The organism is Sphingomonas sp. jy18 (assembly GCF_056931895.1).
Map to the genome: position 1 here is coordinate 221,538 of NZ_JBXPBT010000004.1, position 18,376 is coordinate 239,913.

The following is an 18,376-nucleotide window of genomic DNA, read 5'->3' on the forward strand; positions in this document are numbered from 1 at the left end:
GGTCACACCAGCGGGAAGCGGTGCACCGTCTCGTCCCAGACCAGCGGCCGGCCAAGCAGACCCAGGATGTGATCGCGCAGCGCGCGCCATGCGGTCATCACCAATATGATGTTGCTGACCGGCTGGCGCAGCAGCGCTCGCGCCGCCTCTCGCCAGCCATAATGCGTCCCGGTCTGGATCGCGCGCATTGCCAGCCGCCACGCCAGCAGCAGCAGATTGGCTTGCAGCAATCCGGCCATGGCGGTGTCGCCGCCGGGCAGGTGCCCGGTGCCCGCCCAACCGGTCAGGCCGCTCAGGATGGCGGTATAGGCTGCCAGGACGGCCATTGCCGACATCAGTGCCCGCCGGTCGCGCCACAGCATCCACCAGCCGATCAGCGTATCGGTCGGCCCGCCGTCGGGGCGCTTGCTCCAGCCCAGCCGTTCCCAAGCCTCGATGGCAATGCCCCGCAGCCAGCGTGTCTTCTGCCGTACGCTCTGGTCTATGCGGTGGGGGAAATAGGCGCGCACCGCGACCAGCGATCCATCGGTCCGTCGCGCCCGGACGAAGCGGCCCCGCGCCCCGCTCGCAGACAGGCGCACGCCCAGCTCATAATCTTCGGTCAGCGAATCGGCGTGAAACGGCCCTGCCACGCCGGCAATCCTCGCCAGCCTGTCGATCCTGAAGGCGCAGCCGACCCCCGCCGTCGGCAACGGTGCCCGGAGTGCGGAGCGCAAGGGCATGTCCTTGCCGTGCGATTCGGCAAATTCGTCGCAATAATGGCCACTTATCCATGGCCCGTCCGCCACGACCAGCGGCAGGACCGGCAGTTGCGCATAGTCGGCCGTGGCCAGTGCATCGGCCAGCACGCGCAACTCGTCGCGGTCGACCATGTCTTCGGCGTCGTGCAGCAACAGTGCGTGCGCGTTGAAGCTGCCATCGGCCATGTCCTGTTGCAGGCTGTGCCAGATCGCATTGAGGCAGTCGCCCTTGGTGGTCGGCCCCGGGCGATCGTTGATCACGATGCGCACCCGGGGATCATGGTGGACGTGACTGGCCACCGCCCGCAAGGTCGGCAGGTCATTGGGATAGACGCCGACATAGAATCGGCAGTCCGCCCCCGCCCAGCGCTCCCGCGCGATGCTCAGCATGGCGCCCACCACCGCGGCCTCATCCCACGCCGGGATGGCTATGGCAAAACGGATCGGTGGCGTAACGGCTAGGCTATCGACAGCAACATCGCCCCGGCCGACGCCGGAAATCCACAAGATATCGACCAACAGATCGTCAAGCCCGAATATCAGGAAGATAACACCGGCCAACAGAGCCAGCTCATGGGCAGCAAAGCCCGCCGTCAGTACCAATAGATCCATGCCGGTCCCCGAATCATGATACGAGGGCGGTCCACCGAGTTGGCACCGATACGAAGACTATTTCATCGGCGAACGGACAATTCAAGCATAGAAAGATCGACCTGTCCCGGTTCGGGCGGGCTGTTGCCGGTCTACCCTCGACTGTCCGAACCGGCTAAGCGGTTGCAATGACTGCCATGGCCCAACCCCGTTCGGTGCTCCGCGCCTTCCTTTCGAGCGAAGCCGCTGGCGGCATCGTGCTGATGCTTGCTGCCGCCCTTGCGATGATCGTCGCCAACTCGCCGCTGGCCGATGGCTACCACAGCCTGCTGCATACGCCGGTCAGTCCGGCGCTGACCGACAAGCTTGGGCCGATGACCGCGCATCTGTGGATCAACGACGGGCTGATGGCGATTTTCTTCCTGTTCGTCGGGCTGGAGATCAAGCGCGAGCTGGTCGACGGGCGGCTGTCGACCTGGAGCCAGCGGCGGCTGCCGGTGCTGGCGGCCGCCGCCGGCATGGCGGTTCCGGCGCTGATCTATCTGGTCATCACCTCGGGCGATCCGGCGCTGGCCAACGGCTGGGCCATCCCGGCGGCGACCGACATCGCCTTTGCCATCGGCGTGCTGGCGCTGCTCGGCCCGCGCGCGCCGACCTCGCTCAAGCTGTTCCTGGTCACGGTCGCCATCGTCGACGACATGGGGGCTGTGGCGATTATCGCGCTATTCTATACCGCCGGCCTCAAGATCCCGGCCCTGCTGGCTGCGGCGGCGATCCTCGCCGCCATGCTGGTCGCCAATCGCATGGGCGTACGGCAACTCGCCTTCTATCTGATCGGTTTCGCGCTGCTGTGGTACGCCACGCTGCTGTCGGGCGTGCATGCGACCATCGCAGGCGTGCTGGCCGCCTTTGCGGTGCCCATCGTCCGCACGCCGGGCAGCCCCGATTCGCCCGACTCGCCGTTGCACAAGCTGGAACATGCGCTCGATGCGCCGGTCGCCTTTCTGATCGTGCCGCTGTTCGGATTTGCCAACGCCGGCGTCAGCCTGGCGGGCATGACGGTCGACGATGCGCTCTCGCCGCTGCCGCTGGGCATCGCCGCCGGGCTGTTCATCGGCAAGCAGCTGGGCATATTCACGGCGGTGTGGCTGGCCGTGAAGAGCGGCTTCGCGGCCAAACCGCGCGGCGCGACCTGGCTGCAGATGTACGCGGTTGCGGTGCTGTGCGGCATCGGCTTCACGATGAGCCTGTTCATCGGCGGCCTCGCCTTTCCCGATCCGTTGCTGATCGAAGAGGCGAAGCTCGGCACGCTGGCCGGATCGGTGGTTGCGGCGCTGCTCGGCTACGCCCTGCTGCGGGTCGCCCCGCTCGCTGCGGATCATGACCGGGAGGAAGCCGAGCAGGCCGAAGAGATTGCGCGCGACGGGGATGTCGAGGATATCTGCGACGATGGCGCCCAAGGAGAGATGGCCCGATGACCCGCTTGACCCCGCTGGCGTTGCCGCTGGTTGCCCTCGTCGCGCTGGCGGCCTGCGCCGCGCCGCGCAATGCCACCGACGCCGATGTCGCCCGCCTCGCTGCGCAGTCGGACGCCTGGCCTTCGGCCCGGCAGACCGCCGACGCGCTGGCGGCCGCCTATGTGCGGCTCACGCTCGAAGCGGGCACCTATGAGGCGGAATATGTCGACGCCTATTATGGTCCCGCCGAGCTACGCGACGAGGCGACGGCATCGCCGCGCAGCCGGGAAGCGCTGATCGCGGAGGCGCGGGCGATGGTCGCGGCCATCGACCATCATCTCGGACGGCCGGCCTTCGCTGCCGCTGCGATGGCCGGTGGCCCGGACCAGCGGCAGCGCCTGCTCGCGCTGCGCGGCATGCTGGTTGCCGCCGATACCAGGCTGCAGATGATCGGCGGGACGCGCTTTGCCTTCGATGCCGAGGCGCAAGGGCAGTTCGCCACCGTGCCCACGCTGCACCCGCTGGGGCATTATGATGCGATCCTCGCCGATCTCGAGACGCTGATCCCCGGTACCGGCCCGCTTGCCGCCCGGGTCGACGCCTTCAACGAACGCTACACCATCCCCGCCGACCGGCTGCGCCCGGTGTTCGATGCCGCCATCGCCGAATGCCGTCGGCGGACTGCGCAATATATCGCGCTGCCTGTGGGCGAGAGCTTCACGATGGAATTCGTCACCAACAAGCCATGGTCGGGATATAATTATTACCAAGGCAATTTCCGCAGCCTGATCCAGATCAACACCGATCTGCCGATCCGCATTTCCCGCGCGGTCGATCTGGGCTGTCACGAGGGCTATCCCGGTCATCATGTGCTCAACCTGATGATCGAACAAAATCTGGTGCGCGGGCGCGGCTGGCGCGAATATGAGGTCAACCCGCTCTATTCGCCGACCAGCGTGATCTCCGAAGGCAGCGCCAACTACGGCATCGATCTCGCCTTTCCGGGGGAGGAGAAGCTCGCCTTCGAACGCGACGTGCTCTACCCGCTGGCCGGTCTGGATCCCGCGACCGCCGCCGATTACGCGCGGGTGCAGGCCGCGACCGAGGCGCTGGGCGGAGCCCGGCTGACCATCGCCAAGCTGTATCTCGACGGAGAGATCGATCGCGCCCGCGCGGTCGAGCTGACCCAGCGCTATCTGCTGCTCAGCCCAGCGCGCGCCGAGCAATCGGTACGCTTCACCGACCATTACCGCAGCTATGTGCTCAACTATGGCTGGGGCAAGGATCTGGTCCGTGCCGCCATAGAGGCCGGCAATCCCGACCGGGCGACTCGCTGGCGCCGGATGGAGGCGATATTGAGCGAGCCGACGCTGCCGGCCGACCTGGTCGCCGCCGCGCGCTGACGGCGGCGGCCTGCCCGTGTCAATGCACCAGCAGCAGCGGGTATCGGGCGCCATCGATGAAATAGCGGGTGACCCCGCCGAACATCGTCTCGCGCAGGCGGCTGTGGCCATAGGCGCCCATCACCACCAGATCGGCGCGCAACTCCGCCGCGACCGCGTCGAGCGTTTCCTCGATGGTCGGGTGGGTGCGCGGCCGCTCATGAAGTTCGGGACGCAGGCCATAGTGGCCGAGATAGCGCAGCGCTTCGGTTGCGGGAAAGCGGGTCTGCTTTTCCGTGATCGTCACCAGATGCACCTGCTCGGCACAGGCCAGTATCGGCACTGCGGCGCGCAGGGCGTGGGCCGATTCGTGGCTGCCGTCCCAGGCGACCATCGCCACGCCGCCGAGCGTGAAGCGCTGAAGGTCCGATGGCAGCGCCAGCACCGGCGACCGGCAGTTGACGACCAGTCCGCCGACATCCATCCGCGCCGCCACTGCGTCTGGCAGGAGCGGTGCCGGCATGCTCACGATCACGACATCGGCCAGCCGCGCCGCACTGGATAGTGCGTCGACCGGTTCGGCACTGCTCGATTCGATCGACCAGGGCACGTCTTCACCGCCCATCCGCTCGCTCAGCCGGTCGGTCAGCGCCGCGTCCTGTTCGGTGGCAGCGCGCAGGGCGGCTTCGGCCAGATAGGCGCCGCCGAACGGATCCATTGCGACGAAGCGCTGGAAGGGCGTGTTGATGTGCAAGGTGACATGGCCGCTGGCCGTGCGTGCGAGGTCGAGCCCCGCCTGCAGCCGGGCTTCGAAGGCCGGACCGGTGTCGGCATGGATCAAGATCGAACGCATGGGCTTCTCTCCTCGGGTTGATGGCCGGATGCTGCGCCGATGCGGCTGTGCCGTCCATGACCCAGATCAAAAGCACACGTTGCCGCGCCAGCCCGCCGGGCCTATGGACAGCGCTGCCGGACATGGACCGACCGAAAGAGGCAGCCGATGAACAAGCTCTTCCCCGATGCCGCCGCCGCCCTCGACGGGCTGCTCAGCGACAACATGCTGATCGCTGCCGGAGGCTTTGGCTTGTGCGGGATTCCCGAACGGCTGATCGATGCGATCGTTGCATCCGGCGTGACCGGCCTCACCGTCGCCAGCAACAATGCCGGCATCGATGGCGAGGGGCTCGGCAAGCTGCTGCGCACGCGGCAGATCGCCAAGATGATTTCCAGCTACGTCGGCGAGAACAAGGAATTCGAGCGGCAGTATCTGGCCGGCGAGCTGGACGTGGAATTCTGCCCGCAGGGCACGCTGGCGGAGCGGATGCGTGCCGGCGGCGCAGGCATTCCCGGTTTCTACACCCGCACCGGCGTCGGCACGCTGGTGGCAGAGGGCAAGGAGGTGAAGACCTTCGACGGGCAGGACTATATCCTTGAGCGCGGCATTTTCGCCGATCTCGCCATCGTCAAGGCATGGAAGGCCGATGCCACCGGCAATCTGGTGTTCCGCAAGACCGCACGCAATTTCAACCTGCCTGCTGCGACTTGCGGCAAGGTCTGCGTGGTCGAGGTCGAGGAGGTGGTGCCGGTCGGCGCGCTCGATCCGGACAGTATCCACCTGCCCGGTGTCTATGTGCAGCGGATGATCGTTGGCGCGCCCTACGACAAGAAGATCGAGTTCCGCACGGTGCGTGAGCGGGAAGCGGCATGATGCGCCGGTCGGCCGTGATTGCCGCCTCGCTCGGCATCGCGCTGAGCCTGTCGGGCTGCGTCGCCGCGCTGATCCCCCTGGCGGCGATGGGCACGGTGACGGCCACCAGCCGCAACCAGATCCGCGAAAGCCGCGAGCAGCGCTTTGCCGAACGGCTGGCGCGCGAGGCGCGGGAGGAAGCCGCGAATGGAGAAGCGGCGCTGGCAAGGCCGCTCACGCCTGCGCCTGCCGGTTCTTCGCCCGGTCTCGCCGCGCTGGAGGCGATGGGCGGGCCCAGCCGCTATGGCGAGCTCACCCGCTTCGCGCTCGACCGGCTGGCGCGGCGCAATGCCGGAGAAGCGCTGACCTCCGTGGTCACGGTCGAAAATTTCGACATTACCCGTCCTGCCTTCATCCCCTGCGGCAACCTGCCGCCTGCGGTGGTGATCGATCTCGACGATGCCAATGCCGGGCTCGATCCCGCGCTGGCGACCAACCAGTCGGCCGAGCGCCTGCGCGCCGAGCCCGGCCTCGCCGCCGAGCTGGCGCGGCTGCGTGCGGCGGGTATTGCGGTGTTGTGGCTGTCCGATCAGGGGTTCGAGGTCGACCACGCGGTCTATGCCAATCTCCAGACCAGCGGTCTCGATGCGGACGGCCGTGACCCGCTTTATGCCCAGATGGTGCCCGACGATCGCAAGCAGGGGCGGCGGCAGGAAATCGCCTCGCGCTACTGTGTCCTTGCCATCGCGGGCGACAAGCGCGGCGATGCCGAGGAAGCCTATGACTATCTGGTGCGGCCCGAGCTTGCCGCGCCGCTGGAATCGCTGTGGGACAATGGCTGGTTCATCCTGCCGCTGCCGCTACGCACGCTTGCCGTCGATCCGCCCGCGCCGGCGCAGACCCCCGCTCCCCAACGCTGAGAGGTAAATCATGCCCTGGACCCGTGACGACATGGCCGCGCGTGCGGCCAAGGAGCTGCAGGACGGCTATTATGTCAATCTTGGCATCGGCATACCGACCCTGGTCGCCAACCATGTACCGGCCGACATCACCGTCACGCTCCAGTCGGAAAACGGCATGCTGGGTATCGGCCCCTTCCCCTACGCCGGGGAAGAGGACCCGGACCTGATCAACGCCGGCAAGCAGACGATCAGCGAGCTGCCGCACAGCGCCTATTTCGACAGCGCTGCCAGCTTCGCGATGATCCGCGGTGGCCACATCGACCTGACGGTGCTCGGCGCGATGGAGGTCGCGGAAAATGGCGACATCGCCAACTGGATGGTGCCCGGCAAGATGATCAAGGGGATGGGCGGCGCGATGGACCTGGTCGCCGGGGTGAAGAAGATCATCGTCGTCATGGAACATATCGCCAAGGACGGCAGCCCCAAGTTCATCCCCGCCTGCACTCTGCCGCTCACCGGGCGCAATGTGGTGGATATGATCATCACCGATCTCGCCGTGTTCCAGCGCCCCGATCACGACAGCCCGTTCCGGCTGATCGAATTGGCGCCTGGCGTCAGCGCGGAAGACATCGCGGCGAAGACGACGGCGCATTACCTCATCTGATCGCGGGTCAGGGCCGGTCGCTGAATTCGGCGCGCTGATGGACCAGTTCGCCCAGCCAGGCATGGGTCAGGGTGAGGTCGAAGGCGAACCGGCCATCGCCGAGGTCGCGGTGGATGACGAGGGTTCTGCCGGGCGCCAGCCAGCGGGGCAGCCTCAGCCGCCAGCGCCCGACTCGCCAGGCATAATGGTCGCTTGTGAAGCGCAGCTCGGTGGGCGTCGCATCGATCCGCAGCGCCATGATCATGCCGCCGCCGACATGCTCCTCGATCCCGGTCGGACCGGCGAAGACCTTGGCGGTGACGATGACCTGCGGCGGGCCGCGATGGCGCTGGTAGATGCGCGTCCAGCATTGGCCTTCGCCACCTGCATCGCGGCTGACGACGACGGTCGCGGGCACGCCCGTGTCGCCGTGCAGCGGCAGGGGGCCGCCGATCAGGCGGCATAGCTGGCACAGCAGCCAGCCGATGACGCTGGTGCGCGTGCTGACGATCCTGCCGCAATAGACGATCGGCGCGGAGTCTCCCAAATGTCCGCTGAAGCGCTGGCGGATGGCCGGAGCCAGCCGATCCCACGCAGCGCGTGGCAACAGCCGCCGATATCGGTGATCGCGCGGGGCTTCCGGCGGATGCAGGGGTCTGTCGAACAGCCGCTCGATGTCCAGTCGCATTGCGTCGCCTCCTGGATGGCCACGTCAGGCAGGTGCAGCATTGCGCGTCCGATGAACGCAGACTGCGTCGGCTAGGCGGGTCTGATTTCAATCATTCCGTCATTTCTGTCATGACAGAATATACGGCAATGTTTGCAGCTTTGCAATCCATGATCGGCTCACGCTATGCCGCGCGCATGCAGACCATATTGATCACCGCCAATCGCAATTATTCGAGCTGGTCGCTGCGGCCCTGGCTGCTGATGCGCGCGCTCGGCATAGCGTTCGAGGACCGCATCGAGCCCTTCACCAAGCCGAGCAACTATGCCGAGTTCCGGGCTTTTTCTCCCACCGGGCAGGTGCCGGTGCTGCTGCACGATGGCCGCACCATCCATGATTCGCTGGGGATCGTGCTGTATCTGGCGGACCGCTACCCCGCGGTCTGGCCGCAGGACGGCGATGCCCGCGCCTGGGCGCAATGCGTTACCGCCGAAATGCACAGCGGCTTTTCCGCCCTGCGCAACCAGTGCACGATGAATGTCGGGGTGCGCGTCGCGCCCAAGCCGATGACGGCCGCGCTCGAGGCCGATGTGACGCGCATCCGCGAGATTTTCGAACAGGGACTGGCACGGTTCGGCGGGCCGTGGCTGGCGGGGACGGCATTCAGCGCGGTCGATGCCTTCTATGCGCCGGTCGCCTTCCGCATCCGCACCTATGGTCTGGACGTCGGTGCGGGGCAGGCGTGGGTCGAGCAGATACTGGCTCACCCGGCGATGCGCGACTGGGAACAGCAGGCCCTCGCCGAAAGCTGGCGGGAGGAGAGCCACGAGGCAGAACTGCTCGCTGCCGGGCGACTGGTCGCGGATTACCGCAGCGTGTAGCCTGCGTCCCGCGACTCGCATCCGCGAAACGCGCAGGGAGGGCCGGTCATGCTCGGCACTGCAGCTCCGATATGCTTTGTCCTGTCAGCCGACATGGCCAAGGCGCGGCATTTCTATTCCGATATCCTGGGCCTGACCGAAACCGGTGAGGATCCGTTTGCGATCAGCTACGATCTTGCCGGCACGCGGCTGCGGCTGACGCAGGTCGACGGGCATCAGCCGGGGCCGCACACCGTGCTCGGCTGGGCCGTTCCCGATATCGCGGCGGCGATCGATGCGCTGGCGACCAAGGGGGTCAGCTGCGCCATCTACGAAGGCTTCGGGCAGGATGCGCGCGGCATCTGGACCGATCCGGGGAGCGGCACCCGCATCGCCTGGTTTCACGATCCCGAGGGCAACAACCTCAGCCTGACGCAATTCCCCGGCTAGGCCCGGGGAGTCCGGACCGTTCAGTTGGTGGTGGCGGGCTGGTTGGTCTGCGTGGCGGCACCGCTGGTCGCGTCGGCGGCCGCAGCGGCGTCAGCCGGCGGCGCGGCGCCTTCGGCAGCTGGGGCACCTTCGGCCGGAGCGGCAGCGGCGGGCGCGGCCGGCAGCGGCAGGTTGGACCCCTGCGCGTTCAGATAGGCGATCAGGTTGGCGCGATCCATCGGATCGGAAAGGCCGGCGAACGACATTTTTGTGCCGTCGGCAAAGCGGCGCGGGCTGGCGAGCCAGGCATCCATCTGTTCGAAGGTCCAGGTGCCGCCGACCGCCTTGAGTGCGTCGGAGAAGGCGTAGCCGCCGCGGCCGGTGGCGATCGATTCACCCATGACGGCATAGAGGTTGGGGCCGATGCCGTTGGCGCCACCCTGGTTGATGGTGTGGCAGGCGGCGCACTTCTTGAACACCTGCTCGCCAGCGGCGACGGCCGCAGACTGCATGCGCACCGCAATCGGATCGACCGCAGCAGCGGCGCTGCCGCCTTCGGCTTCACCGGCGACGGCATAGCCCGGTGTTTCCGGTTCATGGGCTTTCCACAGATGACCGGTCAGGCTGCCGAGACCCAGGGCGACGATGCCCGCACCCAGTACCCATCCCATGATCGTGTTGTTCCGGTCGTCCATGCCCGTTGCCATCTCTTTGCGATAAGAAGGCGCAGGGTCTGGACCGCTGCGCCCGGTGGAATCTGCGGCTCCCTTAATGGCACCACCGCATGGGTGCAAGCATCAAGCCTTGCCTGCCCGCGCCGTGACGCGTAAGCGCGCCAGCCCATGGGCAGCTATTCCCCTTCCGCGCAGAAACTGGTCGACACCATGGTCGCTGCGGCCCAGGCGGCGCCGGCCCGGGCCATGGCGTTCCAGGGCGCGCCGGGGGCCAACAGCGACATCGCCGTGCGGCAATATGATGCCGATGCGCTGCCGCTGCCCTGCTACAGCTTCGAAGATGCGATCGATGCGGTGCGTGGCGGTGCTGCGGCGCGGGCGATGATCCCCATCGAAAACAGCCTGCATGGCCGGGTGGCGGATATCCATTTCCTGCTGCCCGAATCGGGCCTGTCGATCGTCGGCGAGCATTTCCTGCGCATCCGTTTTGCGCTGATGAGCCGCAATCTGGCCGCGCCGACCCGGGCCATGAGCCACGCGCAGGCGCTCGGCCAGTGCCGGCGCTGGCTCAGGGCGCAGAATATCGCGCCGCTCGCCTATGCCGACACCGCCGGGGCCGCGGCGCTGGTGGCTGACTCGGACGAGCCCGGGCTGGCCGCCATCGCCCCGCCGCTCGCCGCCGACATCTATGGCCTGACCGTCCATGCCGACGGCATCGAGGATGCCGATCACAACATGACCCGCTTCGTGGTGCTGGCGCGCGAGCCACTGCAGCCCGTACCACCGGCCCCGGTGATGACCACATTGGTGTTCCAGGTGAAGAATGTGCCCGCTGCGCTCTACAAGGCGATGGGCGGCTTTGCCACCAACGGCGTCAACATGACCAAGCTCGAAAGCTACCAGACCGGCGGCAGCTTTGCCGCGACCGAATTCTACGCCGACATCGAAGGCGCGCCCGGCGATCTCGGTGTCGACCGCGCGCTCGAGGAATTGCGCTTCCACTGCAACAGCGTACGCCTGCTGGGCAGCTATCCGCAGGCCCGCAAGCGCGGCTGAGGCGCCTGTCCGGTCGAGGGCGCCCCTCGCCGCCGCTCAGGTAGCAGCGGGGCCGGGAATGCCGATGACCAGGCTTGCGGTAAAGCCGCTGCCGGTCCCACCGTTGAAGCTCGGCGTCAGCAATGCGTTCTGCGCGCTGCTATTGTCTCCGAATACCGGATCCGCCGCCAGCGACACAGCCGCCAGGCGCGTCGCCTGACCGCCATAGTTGGTCGGATCGGTGTAGGAAGCCTGCGCGACGCTCAGCGGCACGATCAGCTGGGTGGTGAGGATGGCCTGCGCACCCGACGTTGCTTCGGCTGCGGTCCGGAAGACCTGGATGTGGAAATGCGGGAAACGGTTGGTTTCGACTCCGGGGATGATGGTGGTGAAGGTCACCTGCCCGCTGCTGTTGGTCACCTGCACCCCGCGCAGCCAGCTTTCGGCCGGCACGTCGTACAGCGAATACTGGCCTTGCGCGTTTGCCGACCAGATATAGACCGCATAGCCCACCAGCGCCGCGCAGTTGGCGTTGTTGTTCTGCAGCGCCAGCGTCAGCGCGACCGGGATGCCCGGCGTCGCCGTGGTCGATCCGATGAAGCTCGCGCGGACGTCGGTGCGGGTCACGCCGGTCTGGGTCAAAACGTTGGATGTGGCGCCCGGCGCGGTGTTGGTGCCATTGGCCGGGAAGGGACCGGCGGCCTCACCCGGCGTGGTGACGCAAGTCGGCGTCGGCGTCGGGGTCGGCGTGGGAGTCGGCGTCGGGGTAGGGGTTGGCGTCGGTGTCGGTGTCGGGGTGCCGCCGCCATTGCCGCCGCAGGCAGACAGCAGCGCCGCGGTGCTGGCGGCGGTCAGAAAGGTCAGCGCCTGACGGCGACCGATGACGCTGCCCATGGCCAGCGGGGTTGCAGCCTTGCCCTGGCCATGATTGTCGTTGCTCACCGTGCGTCCTTTTCAAATTCCCTGTCCTGCCAGCCGTTAGCCGCTCGGGCCGCAAGGTTCAATCCGGCGGGGAGCGGTTCGTCGCAGCGCCATGCATCCGGTCCAGCCGCCGCATCGCCGGGGTGACGAGGATGCCGTGCAGCAGGATCGAGGCGAGGATCACCAGCGCCAGTGTCGCCCACATGCTCTCAGCGCCGGCAAAATCGGCGTGGTTGAGCCCGTAGGCGAGGTAATAGACCGATCCCAGCCCGCGAATGCCGAAGAAGGCGATGATGCCCTTTTCGAGCCGGGGACGGTCCACCCCGGCCATGCCGATCAGCGCGGCGAACGGACGCACGACCAGCAACAAGGCAATGGCAAAGGCGACATGGCCGGGCCCCAGCCCTGCGAAGATATCGTCGGATGCCAGCATGCCACCGAACAGGATGAGCAAAAGCAGCATCAGCAGTCGCTCGGATTCGTCGGCAAAGTCATGCATGCGATGGTTGTAGCCATCGTCGGGCGCCGCGCGGCGCAGCATCAGGCCGGCCACGAATACGGCGAGGAAGCCATAGCCGTGCAGCAGCTCCGTGCCGGCATAGACCGCGAGGGTTGCACCCACCGCGACGAAGCCGGCGCCGGACCTGGCAAGCCGGCTGTGCGAGGGCAGGCGGTAAATGACGGTGCCGAGCAGCTTGCCGGCGGCGATCCCGACCAGGCTGCCGACCGTCAGGCGTAGCAGCACCGCATCGAGCGCCCATTCGCTCCACATCGCCACGCTCCATCCCGAAAGACTGGCGGCGATGGCGAGGTGGACGAAGGGAAAGGCGAGTGCATCGTTGAGGCCTGCCTCCTTGGTCAAGGCAAAGCGTGCCTCGTCGTCATATTCGCTGTCGGGTCGCTCGACCTGGATGTCGGAGGCCAGCACCGGGTCGGTCGGCGCCAGTGCCGCAGCCAGCAGCAGCGCTGCGGGTAGCGACAGAGCGAGCAGGCCGACGCCCAGCGCCATCGCGGCGAGGATCGTCAGCGGCATGGCAATGGCCAGCAGCCGCACCGCTATGCCCCAATTGGCCCAGGTAAAGGCGCGATCGATCTTCAGGCCAGCGCCGAACAGCGAGACGATGACGATCAGTTCGGCGGCGCGCTCGATCATCACCGGCGAGCGCAGCGGGTGCAGCGAAAACCGCGACAGCGCCGTCCATTCGAACAGCGCCCAGCCCAGCCCGACGCAGACGATCGGCACCGACAAGGGCAGGCGTTTGAGGATCAGCGGCAGCCATGCGATCAGCAGGATCAGCAGGCCGATCAGGCCCAGCGCCTCGACATAATGGGTCTCGAGGAAGCGGCCGCCCTCGGACGTCACCAGCGTGTCGGCAATACCGCCGACCGGTTCGGCGTCGCGTCTCGCCTGCATTGTCGCCCCTTGTCGCTTCGGCACAGCCGAAGGGGCGGCGCACGGTCAGTGGGCGCTGCCCCAGCTTGCGCCCATGCCGATCTCAACGTCGAGCGGCACGGACAGTTGCACCGCAGGCGTGGCGGCCGACATCATGACCGACCGGATCACCGGCATCGCCGCCTCGGCCAGGCCTTCGGGCGCTTCGAAGACCAGCTCGTCATGCACCTGCAGCAGCATGCGCACCTGTTCCAGCCCGGCGTCGGCCAGCGCCGCGTCCATCCGCGCCATGGCCCGCTTGATGATGTCGGCGCTGGTCCCCTGGATCGGGGCGTTGATCGCGGCGCGCTCGGAACCGGCACGTTCGTTCTGGTTCTTGGAATTGATACGCGGGAACCAGGTCTTCCGGCCGAACAGGGTCTCGGTATAGCCCTTGCTGCGCGCATCCTCGAGCGTGCGCTGCATATAGTCGCTGATACCGGGGAAGCGTTCGAAATAGCGGCTGATGATCGCCTGCGCCTCGTCCGAGGGGATTTCGAGCCGGCTGGCTAGGCCGTAGCGCGAGATGCCGTAGAGAATTGCGAAATTGACGGTCTTGGCCTTGCCGCGCGTGTCACGATTGACCTCTCCGAACAGTTCGATCGCGGTGCGGCTGTGGATGTCCGCGCCTTCGGCAAAGGCGTCCTTGAGCTGCGGCACATCGGCCATGTGTGCCGCCAGGCGCAGCTCGATCTGGCTGTAGTCGGCAGCGATCAGCACATTGCCCGGCGCGGCAACGAACGCCTCGCGGATCTGTCGGCCGGTTTCGGTGCGGATCGGGATGTTCTGCAGATTGGGATCGGTCGAGGACAGGCGCCCGGTCTGCGCGCCGACCAGACTGTAGCTGGTGTGCACCCGCCCGGTCACCTTGTTGATCTGCTGCTGCAGCGCATCGGTATAGGTGGACTTCAGCTTGGCCACCTGTCGCCACTCGACGATCATCCGTGCGATCGGGACGCCATCGCGCTCGAGCCGTTCGAGCTCGCTCTGGTCGGTCGACCAGTCGCCCGACTTGCCCTTGCGCCCGCCCTTCAGGCCGAGCTTGTCGAACAGCACCTCGCCGAGCTGCTTGGGGCTGCCGATGGTGAAGGGCCCGCCCGCTTCGGCATGGATCTCCGCCTCCAGCCGCGCCATGTCCTGCGCGAACGTGCCGGACAGGCGCGACAGAACATCGCGGTCGACCATGATGCCGCACCGTTCCATGCGGCAGATCGCGGCGACGACCGGGCGGTCGACCATCTCGTAGACGCGCGTGCCGCCCTCCTGCCACAGCCGGTGCTTGAGCAATTGCCACAAGCGCAGCGTCACCTCGGCATCTTCGGCAGCATAGTGGGTGGCGAGATCGAGCGGCACTTCGGCGAAGCTGATCTGCGCCCTGCCGGTGCCGCACACGTCCTTGAACGCGATGCAGTCATGGTCGAGGTGCAGCTTGGCGAGTTCGTCCATGCCATGGCCATGTGCGCCGGCATCGAGCGCAAAGCTCATCACCAGCGTGTCGTCGAACGGCGCGATGTGGACGCCATGCTGCGCCAGCACCGCCATGTCATATTTGAGATTGTGGCCGATCTTGAGCACCGCATCGTCGGCGAGCAGCGGGCGCAGCGCGTCGAGCGCCTGCGTCATGTCGAGCTGCTGCGGGCGTTCGGAGAGCAAATCGTGTCCGCCATGGCCGAGCGGGATGTAGCAGCCATTGCCCGGCGCAGTGCACAGCGACACGCCGACCAGCGCGCCGGTGATGCAATCGAGGCAATCGGTCTCGGTATCGACCGCGAGGACCCCGACCCGGTATGCCTCGGCGATCCAGCGTTCGAGCGCGGCCATCGTCGTCACCGTCTCATAGACGCTGCGGTCGATCGGCGGGTGGCTGGGCAGGGCCGGCGCAGCCGGAGCGATGGCCGTTGCCTTGGGCTGCCATGCCTCGCCCAGCACCCCGCCCGACTGTGCGGCGGAGCGATTGGCTGGCGCAGCGCTACCACCGCCGACCCGCGCGGCCATGCTCTTGAAGCCATGCTCCATCAGGAAGGCGTGCAGCGGCTCGGGCGGGATGCCATCGAGCTTGAGCGAATCCAGCGTGTCGGGCAGCGGGCAATCGCGGCACAGTTCGACCAGCTGGCGCGACAGGCGCGCCATTTCCGCCTGCTCGATCAGGCTGTCGCGCAGCTTGCCGGCCTTCATCTCCGGCGCGGCGGCGAGCGCGCCTTCCAGGCTGCCATGCTCGACGATCAGCTTGGTCGCAGTCTTGGGGCCGATGCCGCGGATGCCGGGGACATTGTCGACCGCATCGCCCATCAGCGCCAGCACGTCACCGACCAGTTCCGGCCCGACCCCGAATTTCTCGAACACCGCCTCCGGCCCCAGCCGCACATTCTTCATCGTGTCGAGCATGTCGACCTTGGGGGCGACGCCGTCGGGGGTGACGAGCTGCATCAGATCCTTGTCGGAACTGACGATGGTGACATCCCACCCCTGCGCGGTCGCGGCGACGGCGTAGCTCGCGATCAGATCGTCGGCCTCATAGCCTTCCATCTCGATGCACGGCAGCGAGAAGGCGCGGGTGGCATCCCGGATCAGCGGGAATTGCGGGCGCAGGTCCTCCGGCGGCTCGGGCCGGTTGGCCTTGTACTGGTCGTACAACGCGTTGCGGAACGACTGCGACGAATGATCGAGGATCACCGCCAGATGCGTCGGCCCCTCCGCCTTGTCGAGCCCGTCCGCCAGCTTCCACAACATCGCCGTATAGCCATAGACCGCCCCGACCGGGGTGCCCTGCGGGTTGGTGAGCGGCGGGAGGCGGTGATAGGCCCGGAAGATATAGCTGGAGCCGTCGACGAGGTAGAGGTGGTTGCGCGCCATGCGGGCGGGATAGCAGGGGGTGACGGGGCGGGGAAGGGTGGCAATATTCGACCCTCTGACTTGACTAAACGCCCCTCCCCCCGCCATGCGCTCGCGCATGAACGCACCTGCACATATTCGCATCACCCTGCCCGATGGTTCCGTCCGCGAAGTGCCAAGCGGGACTACCCCGGGGGATATTGCGGCGGCGATCGGGCCCGGCCTTGCCAAGGCGGCGATTGCGGCGCGGGTGGACGGCGAGCTGGTCGATATCTTCCGTCCGTTGGAGGCCGATGCATCGCTCTCGCTGGTAACGGCGCGCGACGAGGCGGATGCGCTGGATCTGGCGCGGCACGATTTCGCGCACATCATGGCCGAGGCGGTGCAGTCGCTCTATCCGGGCACGCAGATCACCTTCGGTCCGTCCACCGACGACGGTTTCTACTATGACTTCGCCCCGGCACCCGATCGCGGCCCGTTCACCGACGAGGATCTGCCCGCAATCGAGGCGGAAATGCGCCGCATCATCGCCGCAGACCAGCCGCTGCGCCGCGAGGTGTGGAGCCGCGCCGACCTGATCGCGCGCTGGCAGGCGCAGGGCGAATCGTTCAAGGCGGAGTGGGCCGCCGAACTGCCCGAGGGCGAGGAGCTGAGTGTCTATTGGTCCGGTGACCAGTGGATGGACATGTGCCGCGGCCCGCACCTCGCCTCGACCGGCAAGCTCGATCCTGCGGCGTTCAAGCTGATGCGCGTCTCCGGCGCCTATTGGCGCGGCGACCAGAAGAATGCGCAGCTTTCCCGCATCTACGGCACCGGCTGGCTCAACAAGAAACAGCTCGACGCACATCTTACCCGGCTGGAGGAAGCGGCCAAGCGCGACCATCGCCGGCTGGGGCAGGAGATGGACCTGTTCCACCTCCAGTCCGAAGCACAAGGCTCGGTGTTCTGGCATCCCAAGGGCTATGTCATCTACCGCGCGCTCGAGGACTATATGCGCCGGGCGATCAAGGCCGCGGGCTATGACGAGATCAAGACCCCGCAGTTGATGGACGTGCGCCAGTGGGAGCAATCGGGCCACTGGGGCAAATATGCCGAGAATATGTTTGCGGTGCCCGACATCGTCCCCGATGGCGAGGGCGCGCCCTCAGTCGCCGCCGACGCCGACTGGATGGCGATGAAGCCGATGAACTGCCCGGCGCACATCATGGTGTTCCGCCAGGGCATCAAATCCTACCGCGACCTGCCGCTGCGTTTCTACGAAAATGGCTGCTGCCACCGCAACGAGGCGCATGGCGCGCTGCACGGCATCATGCGCGTACGTCAGTTTACTCAGGATGATGCGCACATCTTCTGCCGCGAAGACCAGATCGTCGACGAGGTGCGGGCCTTCTGCGCGCTGGTCGACCGCATCTACAGGGACTTCGGCTTTACCTATGCGATCAAGCTGGCGCTGCGCCCCGAAAAGCGTTTCGGCAGCGATGCCGACTGGGACAAGGCGGAGAGCGAGCTGCGCGACGCGGTGACCGCCGCCGGGCTTGCCACGTCCGAATTCGGCTGGGAGGAACTGCCCGGCGAAGGCGCTTTCTATGCGCCCAAGCTGGAATGGCATCTGACCGACGCGATCGGCCGCACCTGGCAGGTCGGCACGCTGCAATCGGACCGGGTGCTGCCCGAACGGCTCGACGCCAGCTATGTCGGAGAGGATGGCGCACGCCACCGCCCGGTGATGCTACATCGCGCGATCTTCGGCACCTATGAACGCTTCATCGGCATCCTGATCGAGGAATATGCCGGTCGCTTCCCGACCTGGCTCGCACCCGTGCAGGCGGTGGTGGCGACCATCGTCTCCGACGCCGACGATTATGCGCGCGAGGTGGCTGCAAAGCTGGAAGCCGCCGGCATCCGCGTCGAGGCCGATCTCAGGAACGAGAAGATCAACTACAAGGTGCGCGAACATTCGCTGCAAAAGGTCCCCCACCTGCTGGTGGTGGGCAAGCGCGAGGCCGAGGAAGGCAAGGTGGCCATCCGCACGCTGGGCAGCGAGGGGCAACGCATCATGTCGGTCGACGAAGCGCTGGCGATGCTGCGCGCAGAGGCGACGCCGCCGGATCTGCGGGGGTGAGC

The 18,376-nt window shown here is 66.9% G+C and carries 16 protein-coding genes; 9 read left to right on the forward strand and 7 right to left on the reverse strand.

Features of this window, described 5'->3' with window-relative positions:
* Positions 1-2: 2 nt before the first annotated feature.
* Positions 3-1,352: a glycosyl transferase family protein gene (locus AC0QC4_RS11860; protein ID WP_483660108.1), complete on the reverse strand. Its 1,350-nt coding sequence runs from the start codon at positions 1,350-1,352 to the stop codon at positions 3-5.
* Positions 1,353-1,528: 176 nt separating this feature from the next.
* Between AC0QC4_RS11860 and nhaA the strand changes: the two genes are divergently transcribed.
* Positions 1,529-2,809 (forward strand): Na+/H+ antiporter NhaA, encoded by a 1,281-nt coding sequence (gene nhaA / locus AC0QC4_RS11865; RefSeq protein WP_483660109.1) that lies wholly within the window; start codon positions 1,529-1,531, stop codon positions 2,807-2,809.
* On the forward strand, positions 2,806-4,191 hold the full coding sequence (locus tag AC0QC4_RS11870; protein ID WP_483660110.1) for a hypothetical protein: 1,386 nt from the start codon (positions 2,806-2,808) through the stop codon (positions 4,189-4,191). The genes nhaA and AC0QC4_RS11870 overlap by 4 nt, the downstream gene beginning before the upstream one ends.
* Positions 4,192-4,210: 19 nt before the next feature.
* Here AC0QC4_RS11870 and AC0QC4_RS11875 read toward each other — a convergent pair whose 3' ends face one another.
* Positions 4,211-5,023: a universal stress protein gene (locus AC0QC4_RS11875; RefSeq protein WP_483660111.1), complete on the reverse strand. Its 813-nt coding sequence runs from the start codon at positions 5,021-5,023 to the stop codon at positions 4,211-4,213.
* A gap of 147 nt (positions 5,024-5,170) precedes the next feature.
* Here AC0QC4_RS11875 and AC0QC4_RS11880 point away from each other — a divergent pair, with 147 nt between their 5' ends.
* From AC0QC4_RS11880 to AC0QC4_RS11890, 3 genes are read left to right on the forward strand one after another with little or no spacing between them, the layout of a single operon-like run.
* Complete coding sequence (locus tag AC0QC4_RS11880; protein WP_483660112.1) at positions 5,171-5,878, forward strand: CoA transferase subunit A; 708 nt, start codon at positions 5,171-5,173, stop codon at positions 5,876-5,878.
* A complete protein-coding gene (locus AC0QC4_RS11885; protein ID WP_483660113.1) occupies positions 5,875-6,777 on the forward strand; it encodes a hypothetical protein in 903 nt (300 codons plus the stop codon). Before AC0QC4_RS11880 ends, AC0QC4_RS11885 begins: the two co-directional genes overlap by 4 nt.
* Positions 6,778-6,787: 10 nt before the next feature.
* Positions 6,788-7,423: a CoA transferase subunit B gene (locus tag AC0QC4_RS11890; RefSeq protein ID WP_483660114.1), complete on the forward strand. Its 636-nt coding sequence runs from the start codon at positions 6,788-6,790 to the stop codon at positions 7,421-7,423.
* Between the two features lie 7 nt (positions 7,424-7,430).
* Here AC0QC4_RS11890 and AC0QC4_RS11895 read toward each other — a convergent pair whose 3' ends face one another.
* Positions 7,431-8,090, reverse strand: coding sequence for a DUF4166 domain-containing protein (locus tag AC0QC4_RS11895; protein ID WP_483660115.1), 660 nt, complete (start codon positions 8,088-8,090; stop codon positions 7,431-7,433).
* Positions 8,091-8,266: 176 nt separating this feature from the next.
* Here AC0QC4_RS11895 and AC0QC4_RS11900 point away from each other — a divergent pair, with 176 nt between their 5' ends.
* Positions 8,267-8,950 carry a glutathione S-transferase family protein gene (locus AC0QC4_RS11900; RefSeq protein WP_483660296.1) on the forward strand — a complete coding sequence of 228 codons (684 nt, stop codon included), beginning with the start codon at positions 8,267-8,269 and terminating at the stop codon, positions 8,948-8,950.
* Positions 8,951-8,998: 48 nt separating this feature from the next.
* Complete coding sequence (locus tag AC0QC4_RS11905) at positions 8,999-9,379, forward strand: VOC family protein (protein WP_483660116.1); 381 nt, start codon at positions 8,999-9,001, stop codon at positions 9,377-9,379.
* A 20-nt stretch (positions 9,380-9,399) separates the two neighbouring features.
* Here the strand turns inward: AC0QC4_RS11905 and AC0QC4_RS11910 are convergent, their stop codons facing one another.
* Positions 9,400-10,053 carry a c-type cytochrome gene (locus AC0QC4_RS11910; RefSeq protein WP_483660117.1) on the reverse strand — a complete coding sequence of 218 codons (654 nt, stop codon included), beginning with the start codon at positions 10,051-10,053 and terminating at the stop codon, positions 9,400-9,402.
* A gap of 147 nt (positions 10,054-10,200) precedes the next feature.
* Here AC0QC4_RS11910 and AC0QC4_RS11915 point away from each other — a divergent pair, with 147 nt between their 5' ends.
* Positions 10,201-11,088 carry a prephenate dehydratase gene (locus AC0QC4_RS11915; RefSeq protein WP_483660118.1) on the forward strand — a complete coding sequence of 296 codons (888 nt, stop codon included), beginning with the start codon at positions 10,201-10,203 and terminating at the stop codon, positions 11,086-11,088.
* A gap of 36 nt (positions 11,089-11,124) precedes the next feature.
* Here the strand turns inward: AC0QC4_RS11915 and AC0QC4_RS11920 are convergent, their stop codons facing one another.
* From AC0QC4_RS11920 to polA, 3 genes are read right to left on the reverse strand one after another with little or no spacing between them, the layout of a single operon-like run.
* Positions 11,125-12,009 (reverse strand): peptidase associated/transthyretin-like domain-containing protein, encoded by an 885-nt coding sequence (locus AC0QC4_RS11920; RefSeq protein ID WP_483660119.1) that lies wholly within the window; start codon positions 12,007-12,009, stop codon positions 11,125-11,127.
* A 58-nt stretch (positions 12,010-12,067) separates the two neighbouring features.
* Positions 12,068-13,402, reverse strand: coding sequence for a cation:proton antiporter (locus AC0QC4_RS11925; RefSeq protein ID WP_483660120.1), 1,335 nt, complete (start codon positions 13,400-13,402; stop codon positions 12,068-12,070).
* 45 nt (positions 13,403-13,447) lie between these two features.
* Positions 13,448-16,273, reverse strand: a complete 2,826-nt coding sequence (polA, locus tag AC0QC4_RS11930) for a DNA polymerase I (RefSeq protein WP_483660121.1) — start codon at positions 16,271-16,273, stop codon at positions 13,448-13,450.
* A gap of 97 nt (positions 16,274-16,370) precedes the next feature.
* Between polA and thrS the strand changes: the two genes are divergently transcribed.
* Positions 16,371-18,374, forward strand: coding sequence for a threonine--tRNA ligase (gene thrS / locus AC0QC4_RS11935; protein WP_483660122.1), 2,004 nt, complete (start codon positions 16,371-16,373; stop codon positions 18,372-18,374).
* The last annotated feature ends 2 nt before the right edge of the window (positions 18,375-18,376 follow it).

What these genes read in the sequence shown, in the direction of transcription:
- AC0QC4_RS11860 (WP_483660108.1), bottom strand. Translation starts at nt 1,352, where the DNA reads ATGGATCTATTGGTACTGACGGCGGGCTTTGCTGCCCATGAGCTGGCT.
- nhaA (WP_483660109.1), top strand. Translation starts at nt 1,529, where the DNA reads ATGGCCCAACCCCGTTCGGTGCTCCGCGCCTTCCTTTCGAGCGAAGCC.
- AC0QC4_RS11870 (WP_483660110.1), top strand. Translation starts at nt 2,806, where the DNA reads ATGACCCGCTTGACCCCGCTGGCGTTGCCGCTGGTTGCCCTCGTCGCG.
- AC0QC4_RS11875 (WP_483660111.1), bottom strand. Translation starts at nt 5,023, where the DNA reads ATGCGTTCGATCTTGATCCATGCCGACACCGGTCCGGCCTTCGAAGCC.
- AC0QC4_RS11880 (WP_483660112.1), top strand. Translation starts at nt 5,171, where the DNA reads ATGAACAAGCTCTTCCCCGATGCCGCCGCCGCCCTCGACGGGCTGCTC.
- AC0QC4_RS11885 (WP_483660113.1), top strand. Translation starts at nt 5,875, where the DNA reads ATGATGCGCCGGTCGGCCGTGATTGCCGCCTCGCTCGGCATCGCGCTG.
- AC0QC4_RS11890 (WP_483660114.1), top strand. Translation starts at nt 6,788, where the DNA reads ATGCCCTGGACCCGTGACGACATGGCCGCGCGTGCGGCCAAGGAGCTG.
- AC0QC4_RS11895 (WP_483660115.1), bottom strand. Translation starts at nt 8,090, where the DNA reads ATGCGACTGGACATCGAGCGGCTGTTCGACAGACCCCTGCATCCGCCG.
- AC0QC4_RS11900 (WP_483660296.1), top strand. Translation starts at nt 8,267, where the DNA reads ATGCAGACCATATTGATCACCGCCAATCGCAATTATTCGAGCTGGTCG.
- AC0QC4_RS11905 (WP_483660116.1), top strand. Translation starts at nt 8,999, where the DNA reads ATGCTCGGCACTGCAGCTCCGATATGCTTTGTCCTGTCAGCCGACATG.
- AC0QC4_RS11910 (WP_483660117.1), bottom strand. Translation starts at nt 10,053, where the DNA reads ATGGACGACCGGAACAACACGATCATGGGATGGGTACTGGGTGCGGGC.
- AC0QC4_RS11915 (WP_483660118.1), top strand. Translation starts at nt 10,201, where the DNA reads ATGGGCAGCTATTCCCCTTCCGCGCAGAAACTGGTCGACACCATGGTC.
- AC0QC4_RS11925 (WP_483660120.1), bottom strand. Translation starts at nt 13,402, where the DNA reads ATGCAGGCGAGACGCGACGCCGAACCGGTCGGCGGTATTGCCGACACG.
- polA (WP_483660121.1), bottom strand. Translation starts at nt 16,273, where the DNA reads ATGGCGCGCAACCACCTCTACCTCGTCGACGGCTCCAGCTATATCTTC.
- thrS (WP_483660122.1), top strand. Translation starts at nt 16,371, where the DNA reads ATGAACGCACCTGCACATATTCGCATCACCCTGCCCGATGGTTCCGTC.